Genomic DNA, 19,357 nt, shown 5'->3' with positions numbered 1-19,357 from the left:
TTATTCCAGTTTCCAGGCTCCCGACCGGAGCTTGTCCAGCCAGAAAATGCCGATGACGGTTTTGACGTCGGTGATTTTGCCCTCGCGCACCCACTGCAGCAGCTCGTCGATGGTCGCGGTGAAGGTCTCCAGGAACTCGCCCTCGTCCAGCCTGGCCTTGCCGGCGGACAGCCCGCGCGCCAGGTACAGCTCGAGGTGCTCGTCGGAATAGGCGATGGCGTTGTGGATGGTGCTGACGAACTGCCAGTCGGTGGCCGAGTAGCCGGTCTCCTCCTCCAGCTCGCGCTTGGCGCAGGCCAGCGGGGCCCTCGCCCTGGTCGATTTTACCGGCCGGGAATTCGATGAATACTTGGTGCAGGGGGTAGCGGTATTGGCGTTCCATCAGCACCGTGCCGTCGTCGAGCAGCGGCAGGATGACGACGGCGCCCGGGTGCAGGACGTACTCGCGGGCGGTGTGTTTGCCGTCTGGCAGCGCGATGGTGTCGCGCTGCACTTTGAGGAAATGGCCGTTGTAGACCAGTTCACCGTCGATGCGGGTTTCTTTCAGATGCTTGTCCATGCACACTCCGTTGGGGAAGAACGATAGTGTATCAGCCGTGGTGCTTGCGCAGGTAGCGGACAACAAATCCGGGGAAAGCCAAGACGATGAACAGGCAGCCGGTGATGGCGTAGAACTCCCAGGTCTGCGGGAAGGCGTTGCCGATGCGCGCCTCGAGGGCGAAGCCGACCGCGCCGACGACCAGGTACAGCACGAACATCTCCAACAGGCGGACGAACAGCGGCTTGCGCCGCCCCGCCACGCGCCGGTCGCCGGCGGCCGATTTGAACGGCAGCATGGCGAACAGGCGGTCGTTGACGAACGGCAGGTTGGCGGCCGCCATGGCAAGCGCGATCACCAACCAGCTAGACGAAGAAGCGTCCATCTCAGGAGTTCAAGGTCTTGCGCATCGCGTCCAGGCAGACGTTCAGCAGCGAGCCCGGCAGCATGCCCATCACCACCACGCCGATGGCGTTCAGGCTCAGGACGATGCTCATGTCGGTGTTGACGACGATAGGCGAGTTGTCGGTCGGCTCGTCGAACCACATCATCTTGACCACGCGCAGGTAGTAGAACGCGCCGATCAGCGAGAACATCACCGCGACCAGGGTCAGCCAGATCTGGCCGGTGCCCAGCACCGCGTTCAGCACGGAGAACTTGGCGGCGAAGCCCATCATCGGCGGCACGCCGGCCAGCGAGAACATCAGGATCGACATGACCACGGCGAACCATGGCGAACGCTTGCTCAGGCCCTTGAAGTCGGCCAGCTCTTCCGCCTCGAAGCCGGCGCGGGCCAGCAGCATGATCACGCCGAAGCTGCCCAGCGTGGTCATGACGTAGGTGATGGCGTAGTACATCGCGGCGCTGTAGGCGCCGGCGGCACCGCTCGAATTGGTGCCGACCACGCCGGCCAGCAGGCCGAGCAGGACGAAGCCCATTTGTGCGATGGTCGAGTAGGCCAGCATGCGTTTGATGTTGGTCTGTGCGATCGCCGTCAGGTTGCCCACGGCCAGCGACATCACGGCCAGCACCATCAGCATCTGTTGCCAGTCGATTGCCAGCGGCAGCAGACCTTCCACCAGCAGGCGGATGCAGATGGCGAAGGTGGCCAGCTTCGGCGCGCCGCCCAGCAGCAGCGTCACTGCCGTTGGCGAACCTTGGTAGACGTCCGGCACCCACATGTGGAACGGCACGGCGCCCAGTTTGAAGGCCAGGCCGGCGACCAGGAAGACGATGCCGAACACCAGGATGGTCGGTTTGACGGTGCCGCTGGCGGCGGCCTTGGCGACCAGGGTCAGGTCCAGCGTGCCGGTGGCGCCGTACAGCATCGAGATGCCGTACAACAGGAAGCCGGAAGCCATCGCGCCCAGGATGAAGTACTTCATCGCCGCCTCGGTGGCCTTGACGTTGTCGCGGCGCAGGGCGACCAGCGCGTACAGCGCCAGCGACATCAGTTCCACGCCCAGGTAGATGGTGAGGAAGTTGTTAGCCGAGATCATCACCATCTGGCCCAGCATGGAGAACAGGGCCAGCACGTAGAACTCGCCGCCCAGGTTGTCCGACAACATGCCACGGTCGGTGGCGTAGGTGCGCGAGTAGACCAGGGTGATGGCCACGGCCAGGTAGGTGAACAGCTTGAGCAGGTTCGACATCGGGTCCGAGACGAACATGTTCGAGAACGTGTAGACCGTGGTGCCGGCGTTGAAGTCGGCCAGGCTGAACCAGGCGCACACGCCCAGCGTCAGCAGCGACAGGATGTACGTGATCGAACGCTTGCCCTCGGACAGGAACATATCGATCAGCAGGATCGCCGAGGCGGCGACCAGCAGAAAGACTTCTGCGTAGAGCGGGATCATGTTGGTGGTATTCATGTATGCGTTTCCGTTTTCTTCTTAAGGCAGCTTGGTCTGGGCGACGTGCGCGAGCAGGTCGGCGACCGAGGTTTGCATCGTGTCGGTGAACGGCGCCGGGTACAGACCCATGGCCAGCACCGCCAGCGCCAGAACGCCCAGCATCAGGAATTCGCGTGCGTTGATGTCCTTCAGTTCCGCCACATGGTGGTTGGCGACCTTGCCGAAGATGACGCGCTTGGCCATCCACAGCGAATAGGCGGCGCCGAAGATCAGCGCGGTGGCGGCCAGCATGCCGATCCAGAAGTTGAACTGGACGGCGCCGAGGATCACCATGAACTCGCCGACGAAGCCGGAGGTCGCTGGCAGGCCGCAGTTGGCCATCGAGAAGAAGATGAACAGGGCGGCGAACTTCGGCATGCGGTTGACCACGCCGCCGTAGTCGGCGATTTGACGCGAGTGGGCCTGGTCGTACAGCACGCCGATGCACAGGAACATGGCGGCGGAGATGAAGCCGTGCGAGATCATTTGCACGATGCCGCCCTGCACTGCCATCTCGTTGAAGACGAAGAAGCCCAGCGTGACGAAGCCCATGTGGGCGATCGACGAGTAGGCCACCAGTTTTTTCATGTCCTTCTGGACCAGCGCGACCAGACCGATGTAGATCACGGCGATCAGCGACAGGGCGATGATGAAGTTGGCCAGGTAGTGCGCCGCGTCAGGGGTGATCGGCAGCGAGAAACGCAGGAAGCCGTAGGCGCCCAGCTTCAGCATGATGGCGGCCAGCACGGCCGAGCCGCCGGTAGGCGCCTCGACGTGGACGTCGGGCAGCCAGGTGTGCACCGGGAACATCGGCACCTTGACGGCGAAGGCCATCAGGAAGGCCAGGAAGATGAAGATCTGCTCTTTCATCGTCAGCTTGAAGGCGTGCCATGCCAGGATGTCGAAGGTGCCCGAGACGTTGTACAGGTAGACCAGCGCGACCAGCGTCAGCAGCGAGCCGAAGAAGGTGTAGAGGAAGAACTTGAACGAGGCGTACACGCGGTTCTCGCCGCCCCACACGCCGATGATGATGAACATCGGGATCAGGGTCGCTTCGAAGAAGAAGTAGAACAGCAGGCCGTCCATGGCGGCGAACACGCCGATCATCAGACCGGACAGCACCAGGAAGGCGCCCATGTACTGCGCCACGCGCTTCTGGATCACCTGCCAGGCCGAGATCACCACGATGATGGTGATGAAGGCGGTCAGCGGAATGAACCACAGCGACAGGCCGTCGATGCCCAGCGAGTAGAGGATGTTGAAGCGGCCGATCCACGGCGTCTTCTCGACGAACTGCATGCCGTGGGCGGCGTTGTCGAAGTTGGTGATCAGCGGGATGGTGGTCAGGAAGCTGACCACCGCGCCGACCAGCGAGCCGACGCGCACCAGGCCGGCGTTGCTGTCCCGGCCCAGCACCAGCACCAGGAGCCCGAACAGGACCGGAACCCAGATCGCCAGGCTCAGGTAGGGAGGGAGTGTAGAAATTGACTGCATCATGGTTATCGTTATCTCTTTGCGTGTCAGCTAATTAGGCGTGCCAAAACGGCAGGAAGTAGACCAGGAACCCCAGAATGCCGAGGATCATGACGAACGCGTAGTGGTAGATATAGCCGGTCTGCGCGAGACGCGTCAGTGCCGAGAACCACGCCACTACCTTGGCGCTGCCGTTGACCACCAGACCGTCGATCAGGGTCTTGTCGCCGACATTCCACAGACCGTTGCCCAGGGCGCGAGCGCCGCCGGCGAACACCACCTCGTTGAACTTGTCCATGTAGTACTTGTTGTCGAGCAGCGTGTGGACCGCGCGGAACTTGGCGTAGAACCAGGCCGGCACGCGTTGGTTGACCATGTAGCAGTAGTAGGCCGAAGCGACGCCGGCGAAGGCCAGGGCCAGCGGCAGCGAGGTCAGCGAGTGCAGCGCCATCGCCAGCGGACCGTGGTATTCCTCGGCCAGCTTTTCCACCGCCTGGTGGTGTTCGCTGACGAAGATCACGCCCTTGAAGAACTTGCCGAACAGCATAGGACCGATGGTCAGGTAACCGATGACGACCGAAGGAATCGCCAGCATCACCAGCGGGAACCAGACGACGAACGGCGACTCGTGCGGCTTCTGGCCCGGGGCCAGGCCGTGGTGCTCTTCCTCGTGCTCGTCGTCGTGGCCATGGTCGTCGTGACCGTGGGCGTCGTGGCCGTGCGCATCCTTGGCGGCATGGGCGTCCTTGGCCGGCGCGTGGTGCGCGGCGTGGGCGTCATGGCCGTGGGCCTTGCCGAAGCGCTCTTCACCGTGGAACACCAGGAAGTACATGCGGAACGAGTAGAAGGCGGTGACGAACACACCGGCCAGCACGGCGAAGTTGGCGAAGCCGGCACCCCAGATGTGGGTTTCGGCGACCGCTTCGATGATGCTGTCCTTCGAGTAGAAACCGGAGAAGAACGGCGTGCCGATCAAAGCCAGCGAACCGAGCAGCGAGGTGATCCAGGTGATCGGCATGTATTTGCGCAGGCCGCCCATGTTGCGGATGTCCTGGTCGTGGTGCATGCCGATAATGACCGAACCGGCGCCAAGGAACAGCAGCGCTTTGAAGAAGGCGTGGGTCATCAGGTGGAACACGGCGATCGAGTAGGCCGACGAGCCCAGCGCGACGGTCATGTAGCCCAGTTGCGACAGGGTCGAGTAGGCGACCACGCGCTTGATGTCGTTTTGGATGATGCCGAGGAAGCCCATGAACAGCGCGGTGATCGAACCGATCACCAGCACGAAGGACAGCGCGGTGTCGGACAGTTCGAACAGCGGCGACATGCGGGTGACCATGAAGATACCGGCGGTAACCATCGTCGCGGCGTGGATCAGCGCGGAGATCGGGGTCGGACCTTCCATCGAGTCCGGCAGCCAGACGTGCAGCGGGAACTGGGCCGACTTACCCATCGCGCCGATGAACAGGCAGATACAGGCGACGGTCAGCAGCATCCAGTCGGTGCCCGGCAGGGTCAAGGTGGCCAGTTGCTCGCGCTTGGCGAACACTTCCTGGTAGTCCATCGAACCGGCGTAGGCCAGCAGCAGACCGATGCCCAGGATGAAGCCGAAGTCGCCGACGCGGTTGACCAGGAAGGCCTTCATGTTGGCGACGATCGCCGTCGGCCGGGTGTACCAGAAGCCGATCAGCAGATACGAGACCAGACCCACCGCTTCCCAGCCGAAGAACAGCTGCAGGAAGTTGTTGGCCATGACCAGCATCAGCATCGAGAAGGTGAACAGCGAGATGTAGGCGAAGAAGCGGTTGTAGCCTTCGTCGTCCTTCATGTAGCCGATGGTGTAGATGTGCACCATCAGCGAGACGAAGGTCACCACGCACATCATCATCGCCGACAAGGCGTCGATCTGGAAGCCGACCGACATCTTGAGGGTGCCGACCGTCATCCAGTTGTACAGGGTGCCGTTGAAGCTGGCGCCGTCGAGCACGTCCATCAGCGTCATCGCCGACAGAACGAAGGCGACCAGCACGCCGAGGATCGTCGCGGTGTGCGACGTCTTGCGACCGACCAGGTTGCCGAAGAACTTAGTGCCTAGCAAGCCCGCAATCGCAGCGCCGAGCAGCGGCGCCAGAGGGACGGCAAGTAGGAGGTTAGGGTTGAGAGTTTGCCCCGCCATGATGAACCTTAATCGTTATTATTCGAGGTTGAAACTTAGCCTTTGAGGCTATCCAGGTCTTCCACATTGATGGTGTCCAGATTACGGAACATCACCACCAAGATCGCGAGGCCGATCGCCGATTCGGCGGCGGCCACGGTCAGGATAAAGAAGACGAAGATCTGCCCGGCCGCGTCGCCCAGGTAATGCGAGAACGCGATGAAATTCATGTTCACCGCCAACAGCATCAATTCGATGGCCATCAGCAGAACGATGATGTTCTTGCGGTTCAGGAAAATACCGACGATGGCGATGGCGAACAAAATGGCGCCAAGAACCAGGTAGTGAGCGAGCGATAAAGTCATGGTGCCTCCTTGTTTGCGGCGTCCGCGGCGGCCGCGGCGGCCAGGCCGGCGGCGTTGCGGGTCGATACCGCGTCGATCTTGACGATGCGCAGGCGGTCGTTGCGCTTGACCCGCACCGCGTCGGCCGGATCGAAATGCTTGGTGTCCTTGCGCTTGCGCAGCGTCAGCGCGACGGCGGCGATGATCGCCACCAGCAGCACGGCGGCGGCGATTTCAAACGCGTAGACGTATTGGGTGTAGATCAGCATGCCCAGTTCCTTGGTGCCGCCGATGTTGCCGGCGGCCGGGGCCTGCTGGTCGTAGGACAGGAAACCGCGCCACAGCACGGCGGCCATCTCGAGCACGATGACCACGCCGACGAAGCTGGCGACCGGCAAATAGCCCCAGAAGCCTTCGCGCATCTTGTCGGTGTTGATGTCCAACATCATGACGACGAACAGGAACAGCACCATGACGGCGCCGACATACACCAGGACCAGCACGATGGCGAGGAACTCGGCCATCAGCAGCATCCAGATTCCGGCCGCCGAGAAGAACGCCAGCACCAGGAACAGTGCGGCGTGGATCGGATTGCGGGCCGTGATAACGCGGGTCGCGGCCAACAGCATGACGGCGGCGAATGCGTAGAACAAAGCAGTTTTAAATTCCATAACAAACCCAAGAGACGTACAGATTAACGATCGTCGCCGCCGCAAACTTCGCGGCGGCGCCAGAGTGGCGATCAGCGGTAGGGAGCGTCCGCCGCGCGGTTGGCGGCGATGTCGTTTTCGTAACGGTCGCCCACTGCCAGCAGCATCTCTTTCGTGTAATACAGATCGCCGCGTTTCTCGCCGTGGTATTCCAGCACGTGGGTTTCGACGATCGAGTCGACCGGGCAGGATTCTTCGCAGAAGCCGCAGAAGATGCACTTGGTCAGATCGATGTCATAGCGGGTGGTACGGCGCGAACCGTCGTCGCGCTGCTCCGATTCGATCGTGATGGCCATCGCCGGGCACACCGCCTCGCACAGTTTGCAGGCGATGCAGCGCTCTTCCCCGTTGGGGTAGCGGCGCAGCGCGTGCAGACCGCGGAAGCGCGGCGATTGCGGCGTTTTCTCTTCCGGGTATTGCACCGTGATTTTGCGCGAGAACATGTACTTGCCCGTCAGCGCCATCCCTTTGATCAATTCGGTCAGCATGAAGCTGCCGAAGAAGTCTTTAATTCGTTCCATTGTCTTCTTTTCCTTACTTCCAGATATTCCAGGATGTCTGCATCCAACCGGCGACGATGACCAGGTACACCAGGGTCAAGGGAATGAACACTTTCCAGCCCAGACGCATGATCTGGTCATAGCGGTAGCGTGGGAAGGTGCCGCGCACCCACACGAACAGCGAGACGATCAGGAAGGTCTTGGCGAACAGCCAGAAGAAGCCGCCGAAACCACCCCAGAATTCGAGGAACTTGAACGGTGCCGCCCAGCCGCCGAGGAACATGATCGAACCGAGCGCGCCGATCAGGATCATGTTGGCGTATTCGGCCAGCATGAACATGGCGTAGGCCATGCCCGAGTACTCGACCATGTGGCCGGCGACGATCTCGGACTCGCCCTCGACCACGTCGAAGGGGTGGCGGTTGGCCTCGGCCAGGCCGGAGGTCAGGTAGACGACGAACAGCGGCAGCAGCGGCAGCCAGTTCCACGACAGGAAGTTGGCGCCGTGCTCGACGAAAAAGCCCTTCTCTTGGCCGGCGACGATGTCGATGAAGTTCAGCGAACCGGACACCATCAGCACCACGACCAGCACGAAGCCCATCGGGATCTCGTAGGAGATCATCTGCGCCGAGGCGCGCATGGCGCCCATGAAGGAGTACTTCGAGTTGGAGGCCCAGCCGGCGATGATGATGCCGTAGACTTCCATCGAGGTGATCGCCAGCAACAGCAGCAGGCCGGCGTTGACGTTGGCCAACACCGCCTCGGGGCCGAACGGCACCACCACCCAGGCGGCCAGCGCCGGCATGATGGTCATCACCGGACCGAGCACGAACAGGCCCGGGCTGGCCTTGGCCGGCATGATGATCTCTTTGAACAAGAGTTTGAGCGCGTCGGCGATCGGTTGCAGCAGACCCATCGGGCCGACCCGGTTGGGGCCGATACGGATCTGGATCGCGCCGATCAGCTTGCGCTCCCACAGGGTGGCGTAGGCGACCAGGCCCATCAGCGGCAACAGCACGCAGACGATCTTGATCAAGGTCCAGATCAGCGGCCAGACCGGCGCCAGGAAACTGGTGGCGCCGAGGTTATTGATAACGGTGACGAATTCAGGCAGAGCCATTATTTACCCTCTCCTGCTTTTTCAACGTTGATGGAACCGAACATCGCGCCCAGCGCGGCGGTCGAGGCGTGGGCGGCGGCCACGCGCACGGCGTTGGCCGGCAGCTTGGCGTCGATCGCGGCGACCAGCACGGCGCTGCCGCCGCCCTGGCTCACTTTGACCTTGTCGCCGGCGACCACGCCGAGTTGCTGCGCCAGTTGGCTCGACAGCTGCGCTTGCGGCGCGGCCGCGTCGGCGGTCTTTTGCAGCGATTCGGCGCGGCGCACCAGGGCGTCGGCGAAGTAGATGGGCACGTCGGTGACGCGCTCCAGGCCGGCTGCGGCGACGTGCGCGGCGGCCACCGGGGCGGCCTTGGCGGCGTTGTTCAGGCGGGCCGACAGGTCGACCACGCCGGCGCCCAGCACTTCGTCACGCACCGCTTCCGAGGTCTCGTAGTCGAAGCCGTCGAGGCCGAGGATGTTGCCCAGCACGCGCAGCACTTTCCAGGCCGGGCGGGTTTCCAGCAGCGGACGCACGGTGCCGTTGAAGCTTTGTGCGCGGCCTTCGCAGTTGACGAAGGTGCCCGAGGTTTCGCTGAACGGCGACACCGGCAGCAGCACGTCGGCGTAGGCCATGCCGTGCTTGTAGGCCGACAGGACGACGACCATCTCGGCCTTGTCCAGCGCGGTCTTGGCTTGCTGCGGGTTGGCGGCGTCCAGTTCGGCTTCCACGTTGAGCAACACGTAGGCTTGCTTAGGCGTGCTGAAGGCCGGCGCGGTGGCGCTGTTGGCCTTGGCCAGGTAGGCGCCGACGGTGTTGGCGGCCTCGGTCAGGTAGCCCAGCTTGGCGCCGGTTTGTTCGGCGATCCATTGCGCGGCGGCGTGCAGCGCGGCGGCCTGCGGGTGTTGCGTCGCCGCGTTGCCCAGCAAGACGGCTTTGTTTTCACCGGACAGCAAACTGGCGGCGATCGCGTTGGCGGCGTCCGAAGCAGTGATCGCTTCGAAGCCGGCCGGCGCGGCAATCTCTTTCGCCTTGGCGACGGCCACCACCACTTCGGACAATGCGGCCAGCCAGTCGGACGGCGCGGCGATCATCTTGTTGGCGACGTTCATCAGCAGGTCGTCGTCGGCGGCGTGCAGGATCGACAGCTTGGCGCCGGCCTTGATGGCGGTGCGCAGGCGGGTCGCCAGCAATGGATGGTCCTTGCGCAGGAAGGAGCCGATGACGAAGGCGCGGTTCAAGCGACCGAAGTCGTTGATCGACATGCCCAGCCAAGGCGTCACGCCGGCGTCCAGCGACAGGTCGCTCTGGCGCAGACGCGTGTCGACGCTGTTCGAACCGAGGCCGCGCACCAGCTTTTGCAGCAGGTGCAGCTCTTCCAGGGTCGAATGCGGCGTCGCCAGCGCGGCGATGCCTTCGGCACCGTGTTCGTGCTTGATGTTCTTCAGGCCGTGCGCGACGTATTCCAGCGCGGTCTGCCAATCGACTTCCTTCCACTCGCCGCCCTGCTTCAGCATCGGCTGGGTCAGGCGGTCGGCGGCTTCCAGGCCTTCGTAGGAGAAACGGTCCTTGTCCGAGATCCAGCACTCGTTGACGTCGTCGTTTTCCAGCGGCAGTACGCGTTTGACCTTGCCGCCCTTGACCTGAACGATCAGGTTGGCGCCCAGGCCGTCGTGCGGGCTGACCGATTTGCGGCGCGACAGTTCCCACGAACGGGCGCTGTAGCGGAAAGGCTTGGAGGTCAGCGCGCCGACCGGGCACAGGTCGATCATGTTGCCGGACATTTCAGAATTGACCGTCTGGCCAACGAAGGAAACGATCTCGGAGTGTTCGCCGCGGCCGATCATGCCCAGCTCCATCACGCCGGCCACTTCCTGGCCGAAACGCACGCAGCGGGTGCACTGGATGCAGCGCGCCATCTCTTGCATGGAGACCAGCGGACCGGCTTCCTTCGGTTTGACAACGCGTTTTTCTTCCTCGTAACGGGAAGCGCTGTTGCCGTAACCGACGGCCAGATCCTGCAACTGGCATTCGCCGCCCTGATCGCAGATCGGGCAGTCGAGCGGGTGGTTAATGAGGAGGAATTCCATCACGCCACGTTGCGCCTGCACCGCCTTGTCGGAGGCGGAGCGCACGATCATGCCGGCGCTGACCGGGGTCGCGCAAGCGGGCAAAGGCTTGGGCGCCTTCTCCACTTCGACCAGGCACATGCGGCAGTTCGCTGCGATCGACAATTTCTTGTGATAGCAGAAGTGAGGGATGTAGGTTCCCAATTTGTTGGCGGCGTCCATCACCATGCTACCAGCAGGGACTTCGACTTTTTTGCCGTCTATTTCGATTTCAACCATGGTGATCGTTACCTGACGCAGCTTAGATGTAAGCGGGCACTAAGCAGTGCTTGTGCTCGACATGATATTCAAATTCTTCACGGAACTGCTTGATGAAGGCCCGGACCGGCATCGCCGCCGCATCGCCCAGCGCGCAGATGGTGCGGCCCTGGATGTTGTCGGCGATCGAGTTCAACATGTCCAGATCCGACGCGCGGCCCTGGCCGTTTTCAATACGGTGCACCATGCGGTACATCCAACCCGTGCCTTCGCGGCAAGGGGTGCACTGGCCGCACGACTCTTCGAAGTAGAAGTAGGACAGGCGCTCGAGCGCCTTGACCATGCAGCGCGTTTCGTCCATCACGATGACGGCGCCCGAACCGAGCATCGAACCGGCCTTGGCGATCGAGTCGTAGTCCAGGTCGGTGTTCATCATGATTTCGCCGCGGATCACCGGGGCGGACGAGCCGCCGGGGATGACCGCCTTGATCTTTTTGCCGCCGCGCATGCCGCCCGCCAGTTCCAGCAGTTTGGCGAACGGGGTGCCCAGCGGCACCTCGTAGTTGCCCGGCAGTTCGACGTCGCCGGAGATCGAGAAGATCTTCGAGCCGCCGTTGTTCGGCTTGCCCATCGCCAGGTATTTCTCCGGGCCGATGTTCAAGACGAAAGGCACGGCCGCGAAGGTTTCCGTGTTGTTGATGGTGGTCGGTTTGCCGTACAGGCCGAACGAGGCGGGGAAAGGCGGCTTGAAGCGCGGCTGACCCTTTTTGCCTTCGAGCGACTCCAACAGCGCGGTCTCTTCGCCGCAGATGTAGGCGCCGTAGCCGTGGTGGGCGTGCAACTGGAAGCTGAACTCGCTGCCCATGATCTTGTCGCCCAGGAAGCCGGCGGCGCGCGCCTCTTCCAGCGCTTCCTCGAAGCGCAGGTATTCCTGGAAGATCTCGCCGTGGATGTAGTTGTAACCCACGGTGATGCCCATCGCATACGCGCCGATGGCCATGCCCTCGATCAGCGCATGCGGGTTGTAACGAATGATGTCGCGGTCCTTGAAAGTACCCGGTTCGCCTTCATCTGTATTGCAGACGAGGTACTTCTGGCCGGGGAACTGGCGTGGCATGAAGCTCCACTTCAGGCCGGTCGGGAAGCCCGCGCCGCCACGGCCGCGCAAGGACGAGGCCTTGAGGTCGGCGATGATTTGTTCCGGCGTGATCTTTTCTTCGATGATGCGGCGCAGCGCGCTGTAGCCGCCACGGTTGACGTAGTCCTGCAGGTGCCAGTTCTTGCCGTCCAGACCCTTGAGGATCAGTGGATCGATGTGTCGATTGTGGAGTGACGTCATTTTACGGTTTTCCCACTAAGTTCCTCGACCAGGGTGTCGATCTTGTCGTTGGACATGAAGCTACACATGCGGTGGTTGTTCACCAACATCACCGGCGCGTCGCCGCAGGCGCCCATGCACTCGCCTTCCATCAGCGTGAACTCGCCGTCTTCCGTGGTGCCACGGTAGTCGACGCCCAGCTTGGCCTTCAGGTGCTGCGCCGCGCGCTCGCCGCCGGACAGGGCGCAAGGCAGGTTGGTGCACACGGTGATCTTGTGCTTGCCGACCGGCTTGGTGTTGTACATGTTGTAGAAGGTCGCCACTTCCTGCACGGCGATGGCCGGCATGCGGATGTAGTCGGCCAGTTCCTGCATGGTCTCGGTGGAGACCCAGCCCAGTTCTTCCTGGGCGTGGGCCAGCGCGGCCATCACGGCCGACTGCCGCTGGTCGGCCGGATACTTGGCCAACTCGCGGTCGATTTTTTTGTAGCACTGCTCTGATAACAACATATTTATGCCTCTAGGACTTATCTGTCGATTTCGCCGAAGACGATATCTTGTGTACCAATAATCGTGACCGCGTCGGCAATCATGTGGCCGCGCGCCATTTCGTCGAGCGCCTGCAGGTGCGGATAGCCCGGCGCGCGGATCTTCATGCGGTAGGGCTTGTTGGCGCCGTCCGACAGCAGATAGATGCCGAACTCGCCTTTCGGGTGCTCGACCGCGCTGTAAGCCTCGCCCGGCGGCACGTGGAAGCCCTCGGTGAACAGCTTGAAGTGGTGGATCAACGATTCCATGTTGGTCTTCATGTCGACGCGGCCCGGAGGCGCCACCTTGCGGTTGTCGGTCATGACCGGACCCGGATTGTTGCGCAGCCACTCGACGCACTGCTTCATGATGCGGTTCGACTGGCGCATCTCTTCGATACGCACCAGGTAGCGGTCGTAGCAATCGCCGTTGGTGCCGACCGGGATGTCGAAGTCGAGCAGGTCGTAGACCTCGTAGGGCTGGTGCTTGCGCAGATCCCATTCGACGCCCGAACCGCGCAGCATGGCGCCGGTGAAGCCCATCGCCAGCGCGTCCTCCGGTGCGACCACGCCGATGCCGACGGTACGCTGTTTCCAGATACGGTTGTCGGTCAGCAGCGTCTCGTATTCGTCGACATAGGTCGGGAAGCGGCGCGTGAAGTCCTCGATGAAGTCGAGCAGCGAGCCCTGGCGGTTCTCGTTCAGGCCGGCGATGGCCTTGGCGCTGCGGATGATCGACGGCTTGTGCTGCGGCATCGCGTCCGGCAGGTCGCGGTAGACGCCGCCCGGACGGTAGTAGGCCGCGTGCATGCGCGCGCCCGACACCGCCTCGTAGCAGTCCATCAGGTCTTCGCGGTCGCGGAAGGCGTACAGGAAGGGGCCGATGGCGCCGACGTCGAGCGCGTGCGCGCCCAGCCACAGCAGGTGGTTGAGCAGACGGGTGATCTCGTCGAACATGACGCGGATGTACTGCGCGCGCAGCGGCACTTCCAGGTTCAGCAGCTTCTCGATGGCCATCACGTAGGCGTGCTCGTTGCACATCATCGAAACGTAGTCGAGCCGGTCCATGTAGGGAACCGACTGCAGGTAGGTCTTCTGCTCGGCCAGCTTCTCGGTGCCGCGGTGCAGCAGGCCGATGTGCGGGTCGGCACGCTGGATGACTTCGCCGTCGAGCTCCAGCACCAGGCGCAACACGCCGTGGGCGGCCGGGTGCTGCGGACCAAAGTTCAGGGTGTAGTTTTTAATTTCGGCCATTATTTCGTCCCGTAATTTTCTTCGCGGATCACACGCGGCACGTTTTCACGCGGTTCGATCGTCACAGGCTGGTAGATCACGCGCTTCTGCTCGGGGTCGTAACGCATTTCGACATAGCCCGAGACCGGGAAGTCCTTGCGGAACGGGTGGCCGATGAAACCGTAGTCGGTGAGGATGCGGCGCAGGTCGTTGTGGCCGTCGAACAGGATGCCCATCACGTCGAACGCTTCGCGCTCGTACCAGTTGGCGGTGCGCCACAGGCTGATGATGGACGGCAGCAGCGGCATGTCGTCGTCGGCGGCGAACACGCGCACGCGCACGCGCCAGTTGTGCTTGACCGACAGCAGGTGTACCACGACGGCGAAACGCAGGCCGCTCCAGGCACCCTCGCCGCCGAATTCGGAGTAGTCGACGCCGGCCAGGTCGATCAGCTGATCGAAGCCGAGGGCCGCGTCGTCGCGCAGCGTCTGCATGACGCCGTAATAGTCGGCGGCCTTGACCACCAGCGTGATTTCGCCCAACGCGACGGTGGTGCTGACGCGCTCGCCCAGGGCCGTGGCCAGGGCGTTTTGCAGGACTTCTAAGTGTGTTGTCATATTCTGAAGCGATCCGGTTAGCGGGCGATCGTATTCGTACGCTTGATCTTGTTCTGCAGCTGCATGATGCCGTACAGCAGCGCCTCAGCCGTCGGCGGGCAGCCCGGCACATAGACGTCGACCGGCACGATGCGGTCGCAACCGCGCACCACGGAATAGGAGTAGTGGTAGTAGCCGCCGCCGTTGGCGCAGGAACCCATGGAGATGACCCAACGTGGTTCCGGCATCTGGTCGTAGACCTTGCGCAGCGCGGGGGCCATCTTGTTGCACAGCGTGCCGGCCACGATCATCACGTCGGACTGACGCGGCGACGGGCGGAACACCACGCCAAAACGGTCCATATCATAGCGGGCAGCGCCCACATGCATCATTTCGACCGCACAGCAGGCCAGACCGAACGTCATCGGGAACATCGACCCGGTGCGCGCCCAGTTGATCAGCTTGTCGGCCGAGGTGGTGATGAAACCTTCGTTTAATACGCCTTCAATAGACATGGCTTATTCCCAATCAAGGGCACCTTTCTTCCAGATATACCAAAAACCGACCACGAATTCGGCGATAAACACCATCATCGTCACGAAGCCGGCCCAGCCCAGGTCGCGCATGGCGACGCCCCACGGGAAGAAGAATGCCGTTTCCAGATCGAACAAAATAAAGAGGATCGCGACCAGATAGTAGCGGACGTCGAACTTCATGCGCGCGTCTTCGAAAGCTTCGAAGCCACATTCATAGGGGGAGAGTTTGGCGGCATCTGGCTTGTTAGGTCCAAGCAGATGGCCCAGTACTTGGGGAAGGACACCGACGCCGATACCGACGAGGAGGAACAACAGGACGGGGAAGTAATTTTCGAGGTTCACGGTTGATGAGCTTAAGTTGAACGGTCGGTTAAAGGTCGCGCCACGGTGTTCTGCGGCGTACTTAACGCTTGACCCCAATCAATGAAAGCTTAGACCAGGATCAAACGACTATTATCCTCGTGAAAAAGCCAGCTTGGCATATGAGCCATGGCTCATGCGCCAATGCTGGCTTCTGATTTCTGGTGCCGACGACGAGACTCGAACTCGTACAGCTTGCGCCACTACCCCCTCAAGATAGCGTGTCTACCAATTTCACCACGTCGGCGGTAAGGCCGCTATTCTACTGTGTTTCTCCGCATTTGTTAATGCCATATTGCGTTAAAACAAGAAGAAAAGCGATAAATCTTTGATTCTTGTTATGCCCATTTGTTTTCGCAGGCCGAGGCGCCAAAACCATGGGCATTTCACTTCAACTACACGGCGGCGCCACCCTGCGGCACCGCCACCGCGGGCCGCGCCAGACGCCGTATGCGAGCGTCGCGCCGACCTGCCGGGTGGTGCCTGCAACGACTCCACGGACTGCTGGAAGCCTGCCTTCTTGCTTGGATCACTTACTGGCTGACCGGGTTAATTCGGCCAGCCGTTATTTTATTACATTTCTAAAGAGTCGGTACTACTTTACTAGCCGCAACAGCCGAATTATTTCGGAATCGATGCGGCGGCGCCACTTGCGGTCGGCGCGGCGGCGGCAGGAGCGGCCGCAGGGGCGGCGGCAGGGGCCGCGGCAGGCGTGGCGCTGGTCGGGATGGCGCCGGCGCCGGTGGCCGGCACAGGAGCGGTAACCTTGTCCATCACGCCGCCGGACACGCCGGTGTTGTGCTGGGTCGACAGGTAGGACAGCGCCAGCGTCGCCATGAAGAAGATCGCGGCGGCGATGCCGGTCGACTTCGACATGAAGTTCGACGAGCCGGTGGCGCCGAACAGGCTGCCGGAGGCGCCGGAACCGAAGGCGGCGCCCATGTCGGCACCCTTGCCGTGTTGCAGCAGCACCAGGCCGATGATGGCCAGGGCCGACAAAACTTGTACTACGATGACCAGATTGAACAAGGTACTCATGTTATTCCATTCTCAGTTTAAATTAGTTTTACGCGGCGGCGGAGATAATCGCGAGGAAATCCGCCGCTTTCAGCGCCGCCCCACCGATCAAGCCGCCATCGATATCGGCTTGCGCCATCAATTCTTTCGCATTGTCCGGCTTCATGCTGCCGCCGTACAGGATCTGCACGCCGGCCGCCGCCGGCGGATTGACGCCGGCCAGCTGGGCGCGCAGCACCTGGTGCACGTCCTGCGCCATTTGCGGCGTGGCCGTCTTGCCGGTGCCGATCGCCCAGACCGGCTCGTAAGCCAGCACCAGGCGCGCCACGTCGGCGGCGGGAATGGCCGCCAGCACGGCGCCGAGTTGTTCGCCAACAACAGCGTTGGTGCGCCCTGCTTCGCGCTCCTCCAGCGTTTCGCCGATGCAGACCACCGGCGTCAGGCCGGCGGCCAGCGCGGCCACGGTCTTCTGCGCCACCAGCTCACTGCTTTCGCGGTGGTAGGCGCGGCGCTCGGAGTGGCCGACGATCGCATAGCGGCAGCCGAAATCGACCAGCATGCCGGCCGCCACCTCGCCGGTGTAGGCGCCGCCGGCGTGGGCCGACAGGCCCTGCGCCCCCCAGCCGATGGCCGTGCCGGCCAGCTCCGCCTGGCACTGGGCCAGGTAGGGTGCCGGCGCACAAACGGCGCAATCGGCGCCGGTCGAGGTCAAACCTGCGGCGATACCCGACAATAAAGCCGAGTTGGCGGCGCGGTTGCCGTTCATTTTCCAATTGCCGATGACGAGTTTGCGTCGCATAGTAGCCTAAAGTTCAATAACCCGCTATTTTAACGCGAGGCTGGAAGGCCGGTCAAACAAAGGCCGCGCCGATTGCGGCGCAAACGCCGCAATTCGATACATTTCCCACAAGTTTGCGCGGGTATCGTATCGAATCGTCCCTCAGGCCTCGGCGTTAAACCACTTGCAGCATGATCTTGCCGACGTGGGTGCTGGCCTCCATCAGCGCGTGCGCCTGGCCCGCCTGCTCCAGCGGGAAGGTGCGGTAGATCACCGGCTTGATGCGGCCGGCCTCGAGCATCGGCCAGACCCGCTGGCGCAGCTGGGCGGCGATGGCGGCCTTGAAGGCAACCGGACGCGGCCGCAGGGTCGAGCCGGAGATGCTCAGGCGGCGGCGCAGCACCTGGCCCAGGTCGATGGTCGACTTGGCGCCGCCCAGCAGCGCGATGAGGCCGATGCGGCCGTCGTCGGCCAGGCAGGAGATTTCGCGCGGCAGGTAGTCGCCGCCCACCATGTCGAGGATGACGTCGACGCCGCGCTCGCTGGTCAGCGCCTTGGCGACGGCGGCGAAGTCCTCGGTCTTGTAGTTGATGCCGCGTTCGGCGCCCAGCGCCTCGCAGGCGCGCGCCTTGTCGTCGCTGCCGGCGGTGGCGAAGACGCGGTGGCCCATGGCGGCGGCCAGCTGGATCGCCGTCACGCCGATGCCCGAGGTGCCGCCCTGCACCAGCAGGGTCTCGCCGGCGCTCAGGCGGGCGCGGTCGAACACATTGCTCCAGACGGTGAAGTAGTTTTCCGGCAGCGAGGCCGCCTCCAGCACCGACCAGCCCTTGGGCACCGGCAGGCATTGCGGCACCGGCGCCACGCAGTATTCGGCGTAGCCGCCGCCCTGCACCAGGGCGCAGACCAGGTCGCCTTTTTTGAAGGGCGAACCGGCCAGGTCGCCGTCGACGACCTCGCCGGCCACCTCCAGGCCGGGCAGGTCGGAGGCGCCCGGCGGCGGCGCGTAGCTGCCCTGGCGCTGGAACACGTCGGGCCGGTTGATGCCGGCCGCGTGCACCTTGATCAGCAGCTCGCCGGCCTTGACCACCGGCATGGGACGCTCGCACAGTTTGAGTACGTCGGCCGGGCCGGGCTGGGTGATTTCGATGGCGCGCATGGCTTGCCCTTGTCAGTTGAACGAAGGGCGATTGTACGATAGCTGGGCGGCGGCTGCTGCACCCCGCAACAGCCCGCCGCGCCGGTGGCATGATGAGGGTCAGACCCTAGGGTCTGACCCTGGCGACCGGCCGGTGCGGCGCATCGCTCACCGCCTCGGCTAGCCTCCCCCGCTGCGCGACTTGCCCGGCAGCGGCACGCCCGGCTTCCACGCGGCCGACAGCGACTGGCCCTCCTCGATCTGCTCCTGCGTCATGCTTTTGATCAGCATGGCGCGCTGCTCGGCGGCGTTGGACGAGCCGTTGGCCGCCGCCAAATTCCACAGCATGTAGGCGATCACGTTGTCCTGCGGCATGCCGCCGATGTGGTAGCGGTACATCAGCCCCAGCACCTGCTGGGCGTCCGCATGCCCCTGCTCGGCGGCCTTGCGGAACCACACCACCGCCTGCCTGTGGTCCTGGATCACCGCGTTGCCGGTGTAGTACATGGCGCCGACGACGTACTGCGCGTCGGCCTTGCCCTTCAGCGCCGCCTTGCGGTGCCAGGCCAGCGCCTGCTTGTAGTCCTGCGCCACGCCACGGCCCATGTAGTACATCAGGCCCAGCAGGTGTTCCGCGTCGGCGTTGCCGGCCTTGGCCAGCGGCGCGATCTCGCGGTAGGCCACGCTGTAGTTCTTGTTGTTGTAGGCGGTCGCGCCTTCGGCGAAGCCGGCCATCGCGGCGGGCGCGGCGCCCAGGGCGAGACTGATCGCTAATATGAGTTTTTTCATGTCGCGTAAGAAATGGGTATTGGTATGACTG

At 63.0% G+C, this 19,357-nt stretch carries 19 protein-coding genes, 1 tRNA gene and 1 pseudogene; all 21 read right to left on the bottom strand.

What is annotated here, in order from left to right; all coding sequences use genetic code 11:
* Positions 1 to 559: pseudogene (locus QC826_RS08180) on the bottom strand (NUDIX domain-containing protein).
* 31 nt (positions 560 to 590) lie between these two features.
* Positions 591 to 923: a DUF2818 family protein gene (locus QC826_RS08175; protein WP_279765139.1), complete on the bottom strand. Its 333-nt coding sequence runs from the start codon at positions 921 to 923 to the stop codon at positions 591 to 593.
* Between the two features lies 1 nt (position 924).
* Positions 925 to 2,409, bottom strand: coding sequence for an NADH-quinone oxidoreductase subunit NuoN (gene nuoN, locus QC826_RS08170; RefSeq protein ID WP_279765138.1), 1,485 nt, complete (start codon positions 2,407 to 2,409; stop codon positions 925 to 927).
* Between the two features lie 21 nt (positions 2,410 to 2,430).
* A complete protein-coding gene (locus QC826_RS08165) occupies positions 2,431 to 3,927 on the bottom strand; it encodes an NADH-quinone oxidoreductase subunit M (RefSeq protein ID WP_093389574.1) in 1,497 nt (498 codons plus the stop codon).
* A 31-nt stretch (positions 3,928 to 3,958) separates the two neighbouring features.
* On the bottom strand, positions 3,959 to 6,079 hold the full coding sequence (gene nuoL / locus QC826_RS08160; RefSeq protein WP_279765137.1) for an NADH-quinone oxidoreductase subunit L: 2,121 nt from the start codon (positions 6,077 to 6,079) through the stop codon (positions 3,959 to 3,961).
* 35 nt (positions 6,080 to 6,114) lie between these two features.
* Positions 6,115 to 6,423, bottom strand: coding sequence for an NADH-quinone oxidoreductase subunit NuoK (nuoK, locus tag QC826_RS08155; protein WP_093389572.1), 309 nt, complete (start codon positions 6,421 to 6,423; stop codon positions 6,115 to 6,117).
* Positions 6,420 to 7,073 carry an NADH-quinone oxidoreductase subunit J gene (locus QC826_RS08150; RefSeq protein ID WP_093389571.1) on the bottom strand — a complete coding sequence of 218 codons (654 nt, stop codon included), beginning with the start codon at positions 7,071 to 7,073 and terminating at the stop codon, positions 6,420 to 6,422. Before QC826_RS08150 ends, nuoK begins: the two co-directional genes overlap by 4 nt.
* A 71-nt stretch (positions 7,074 to 7,144) precedes the next feature.
* A complete protein-coding gene (gene nuoI / locus QC826_RS08145) occupies positions 7,145 to 7,633 on the bottom strand; it encodes an NADH-quinone oxidoreductase subunit NuoI (RefSeq protein ID WP_093389570.1) in 489 nt (162 codons plus the stop codon).
* A gap of 13 nt (positions 7,634 to 7,646) precedes the next feature.
* A complete protein-coding gene (gene nuoH, locus QC826_RS08140) occupies positions 7,647 to 8,732 on the bottom strand; it encodes an NADH-quinone oxidoreductase subunit NuoH (protein WP_093389569.1) in 1,086 nt (361 codons plus the stop codon).
* Positions 8,732 to 11,059, bottom strand: coding sequence for an NADH-quinone oxidoreductase subunit NuoG (gene nuoG, locus QC826_RS08135; protein WP_279765136.1), 2,328 nt, complete (start codon positions 11,057 to 11,059; stop codon positions 8,732 to 8,734). Before nuoG ends, nuoH begins: the two co-directional genes overlap by 1 nt.
* A 22-nt stretch (positions 11,060 to 11,081) precedes the next feature.
* Positions 11,082 to 12,377: an NADH-quinone oxidoreductase subunit NuoF gene (gene nuoF, locus QC826_RS08130; protein WP_093389567.1), complete on the bottom strand. Its 1,296-nt coding sequence runs from the start codon at positions 12,375 to 12,377 to the stop codon at positions 11,082 to 11,084.
* Positions 12,374 to 12,865: an NADH-quinone oxidoreductase subunit NuoE gene (nuoE, locus tag QC826_RS08125; RefSeq protein ID WP_279765135.1), complete on the bottom strand. Its 492-nt coding sequence runs from the start codon at positions 12,863 to 12,865 to the stop codon at positions 12,374 to 12,376. The genes nuoF and nuoE overlap by 4 nt, the downstream gene beginning before the upstream one ends.
* A 17-nt stretch (positions 12,866 to 12,882) precedes the next feature.
* Positions 12,883 to 14,136 carry an NADH-quinone oxidoreductase subunit D gene (locus QC826_RS08120; protein WP_279765134.1) on the bottom strand — a complete coding sequence of 418 codons (1,254 nt, stop codon included), beginning with the start codon at positions 14,134 to 14,136 and terminating at the stop codon, positions 12,883 to 12,885.
* Entirely contained in the window at positions 14,136 to 14,732 is a 597-nt protein-coding gene (locus QC826_RS08115; RefSeq protein ID WP_279765133.1) for an NADH-quinone oxidoreductase subunit C, read from the bottom strand. The genes QC826_RS08120 and QC826_RS08115 overlap by 1 nt, the downstream gene beginning before the upstream one ends.
* Before the next feature lie 17 nt (positions 14,733 to 14,749).
* A complete protein-coding gene (locus QC826_RS08110; protein ID WP_093389563.1) occupies positions 14,750 to 15,226 on the bottom strand; it encodes a NuoB/complex I 20 kDa subunit family protein in 477 nt (158 codons plus the stop codon).
* 3 nt (positions 15,227 to 15,229) lie between these two features.
* Entirely contained in the window at positions 15,230 to 15,589 is a 360-nt protein-coding gene (locus QC826_RS08105; RefSeq protein WP_093389562.1) for an NADH-quinone oxidoreductase subunit A, read from the bottom strand.
* 180 nt (positions 15,590 to 15,769) lie between these two features.
* Positions 15,770 to 15,854: transfer RNA gene (locus tag QC826_RS08100), tRNA-Leu, on the bottom strand.
* A 374-nt stretch (positions 15,855 to 16,228) separates the two neighbouring features.
* Positions 16,229 to 16,645, bottom strand: a complete 417-nt coding sequence (gene secG, locus QC826_RS08095; RefSeq protein ID WP_279765132.1) for a preprotein translocase subunit SecG — start codon at positions 16,643 to 16,645, stop codon at positions 16,229 to 16,231.
* A gap of 28 nt (positions 16,646 to 16,673) precedes the next feature.
* Positions 16,674 to 17,423, bottom strand: a complete 750-nt coding sequence (tpiA, locus tag QC826_RS08090) for a triose-phosphate isomerase (RefSeq protein WP_279765131.1) — start codon at positions 17,421 to 17,423, stop codon at positions 16,674 to 16,676.
* A 154-nt stretch (positions 17,424 to 17,577) separates the two neighbouring features.
* Positions 17,578 to 18,558: an NAD(P)H-quinone oxidoreductase gene (locus QC826_RS08085; protein ID WP_279765130.1), complete on the bottom strand. Its 981-nt coding sequence runs from the start codon at positions 18,556 to 18,558 to the stop codon at positions 17,578 to 17,580.
* Between the two features lie 159 nt (positions 18,559 to 18,717).
* Positions 18,718 to 19,326 carry a tetratricopeptide repeat protein gene (locus tag QC826_RS08080; protein WP_279765129.1) on the bottom strand — a complete coding sequence of 203 codons (609 nt, stop codon included), beginning with the start codon at positions 19,324 to 19,326 and terminating at the stop codon, positions 18,718 to 18,720.
* Between the last annotated feature and the right edge of the window lie 31 nt (positions 19,327 to 19,357).

The organism is Rugamonas sp. DEMB1 (assembly GCF_029834475.1).
Lineage (GTDB): Bacteria > Pseudomonadota > Gammaproteobacteria > Burkholderiales > Burkholderiaceae_D > Rugamonas > Rugamonas rubra.
Note: the sequence above shows the minus strand (reverse complement) of the source record. Positions and strands in the feature narration are given on the sequence as shown.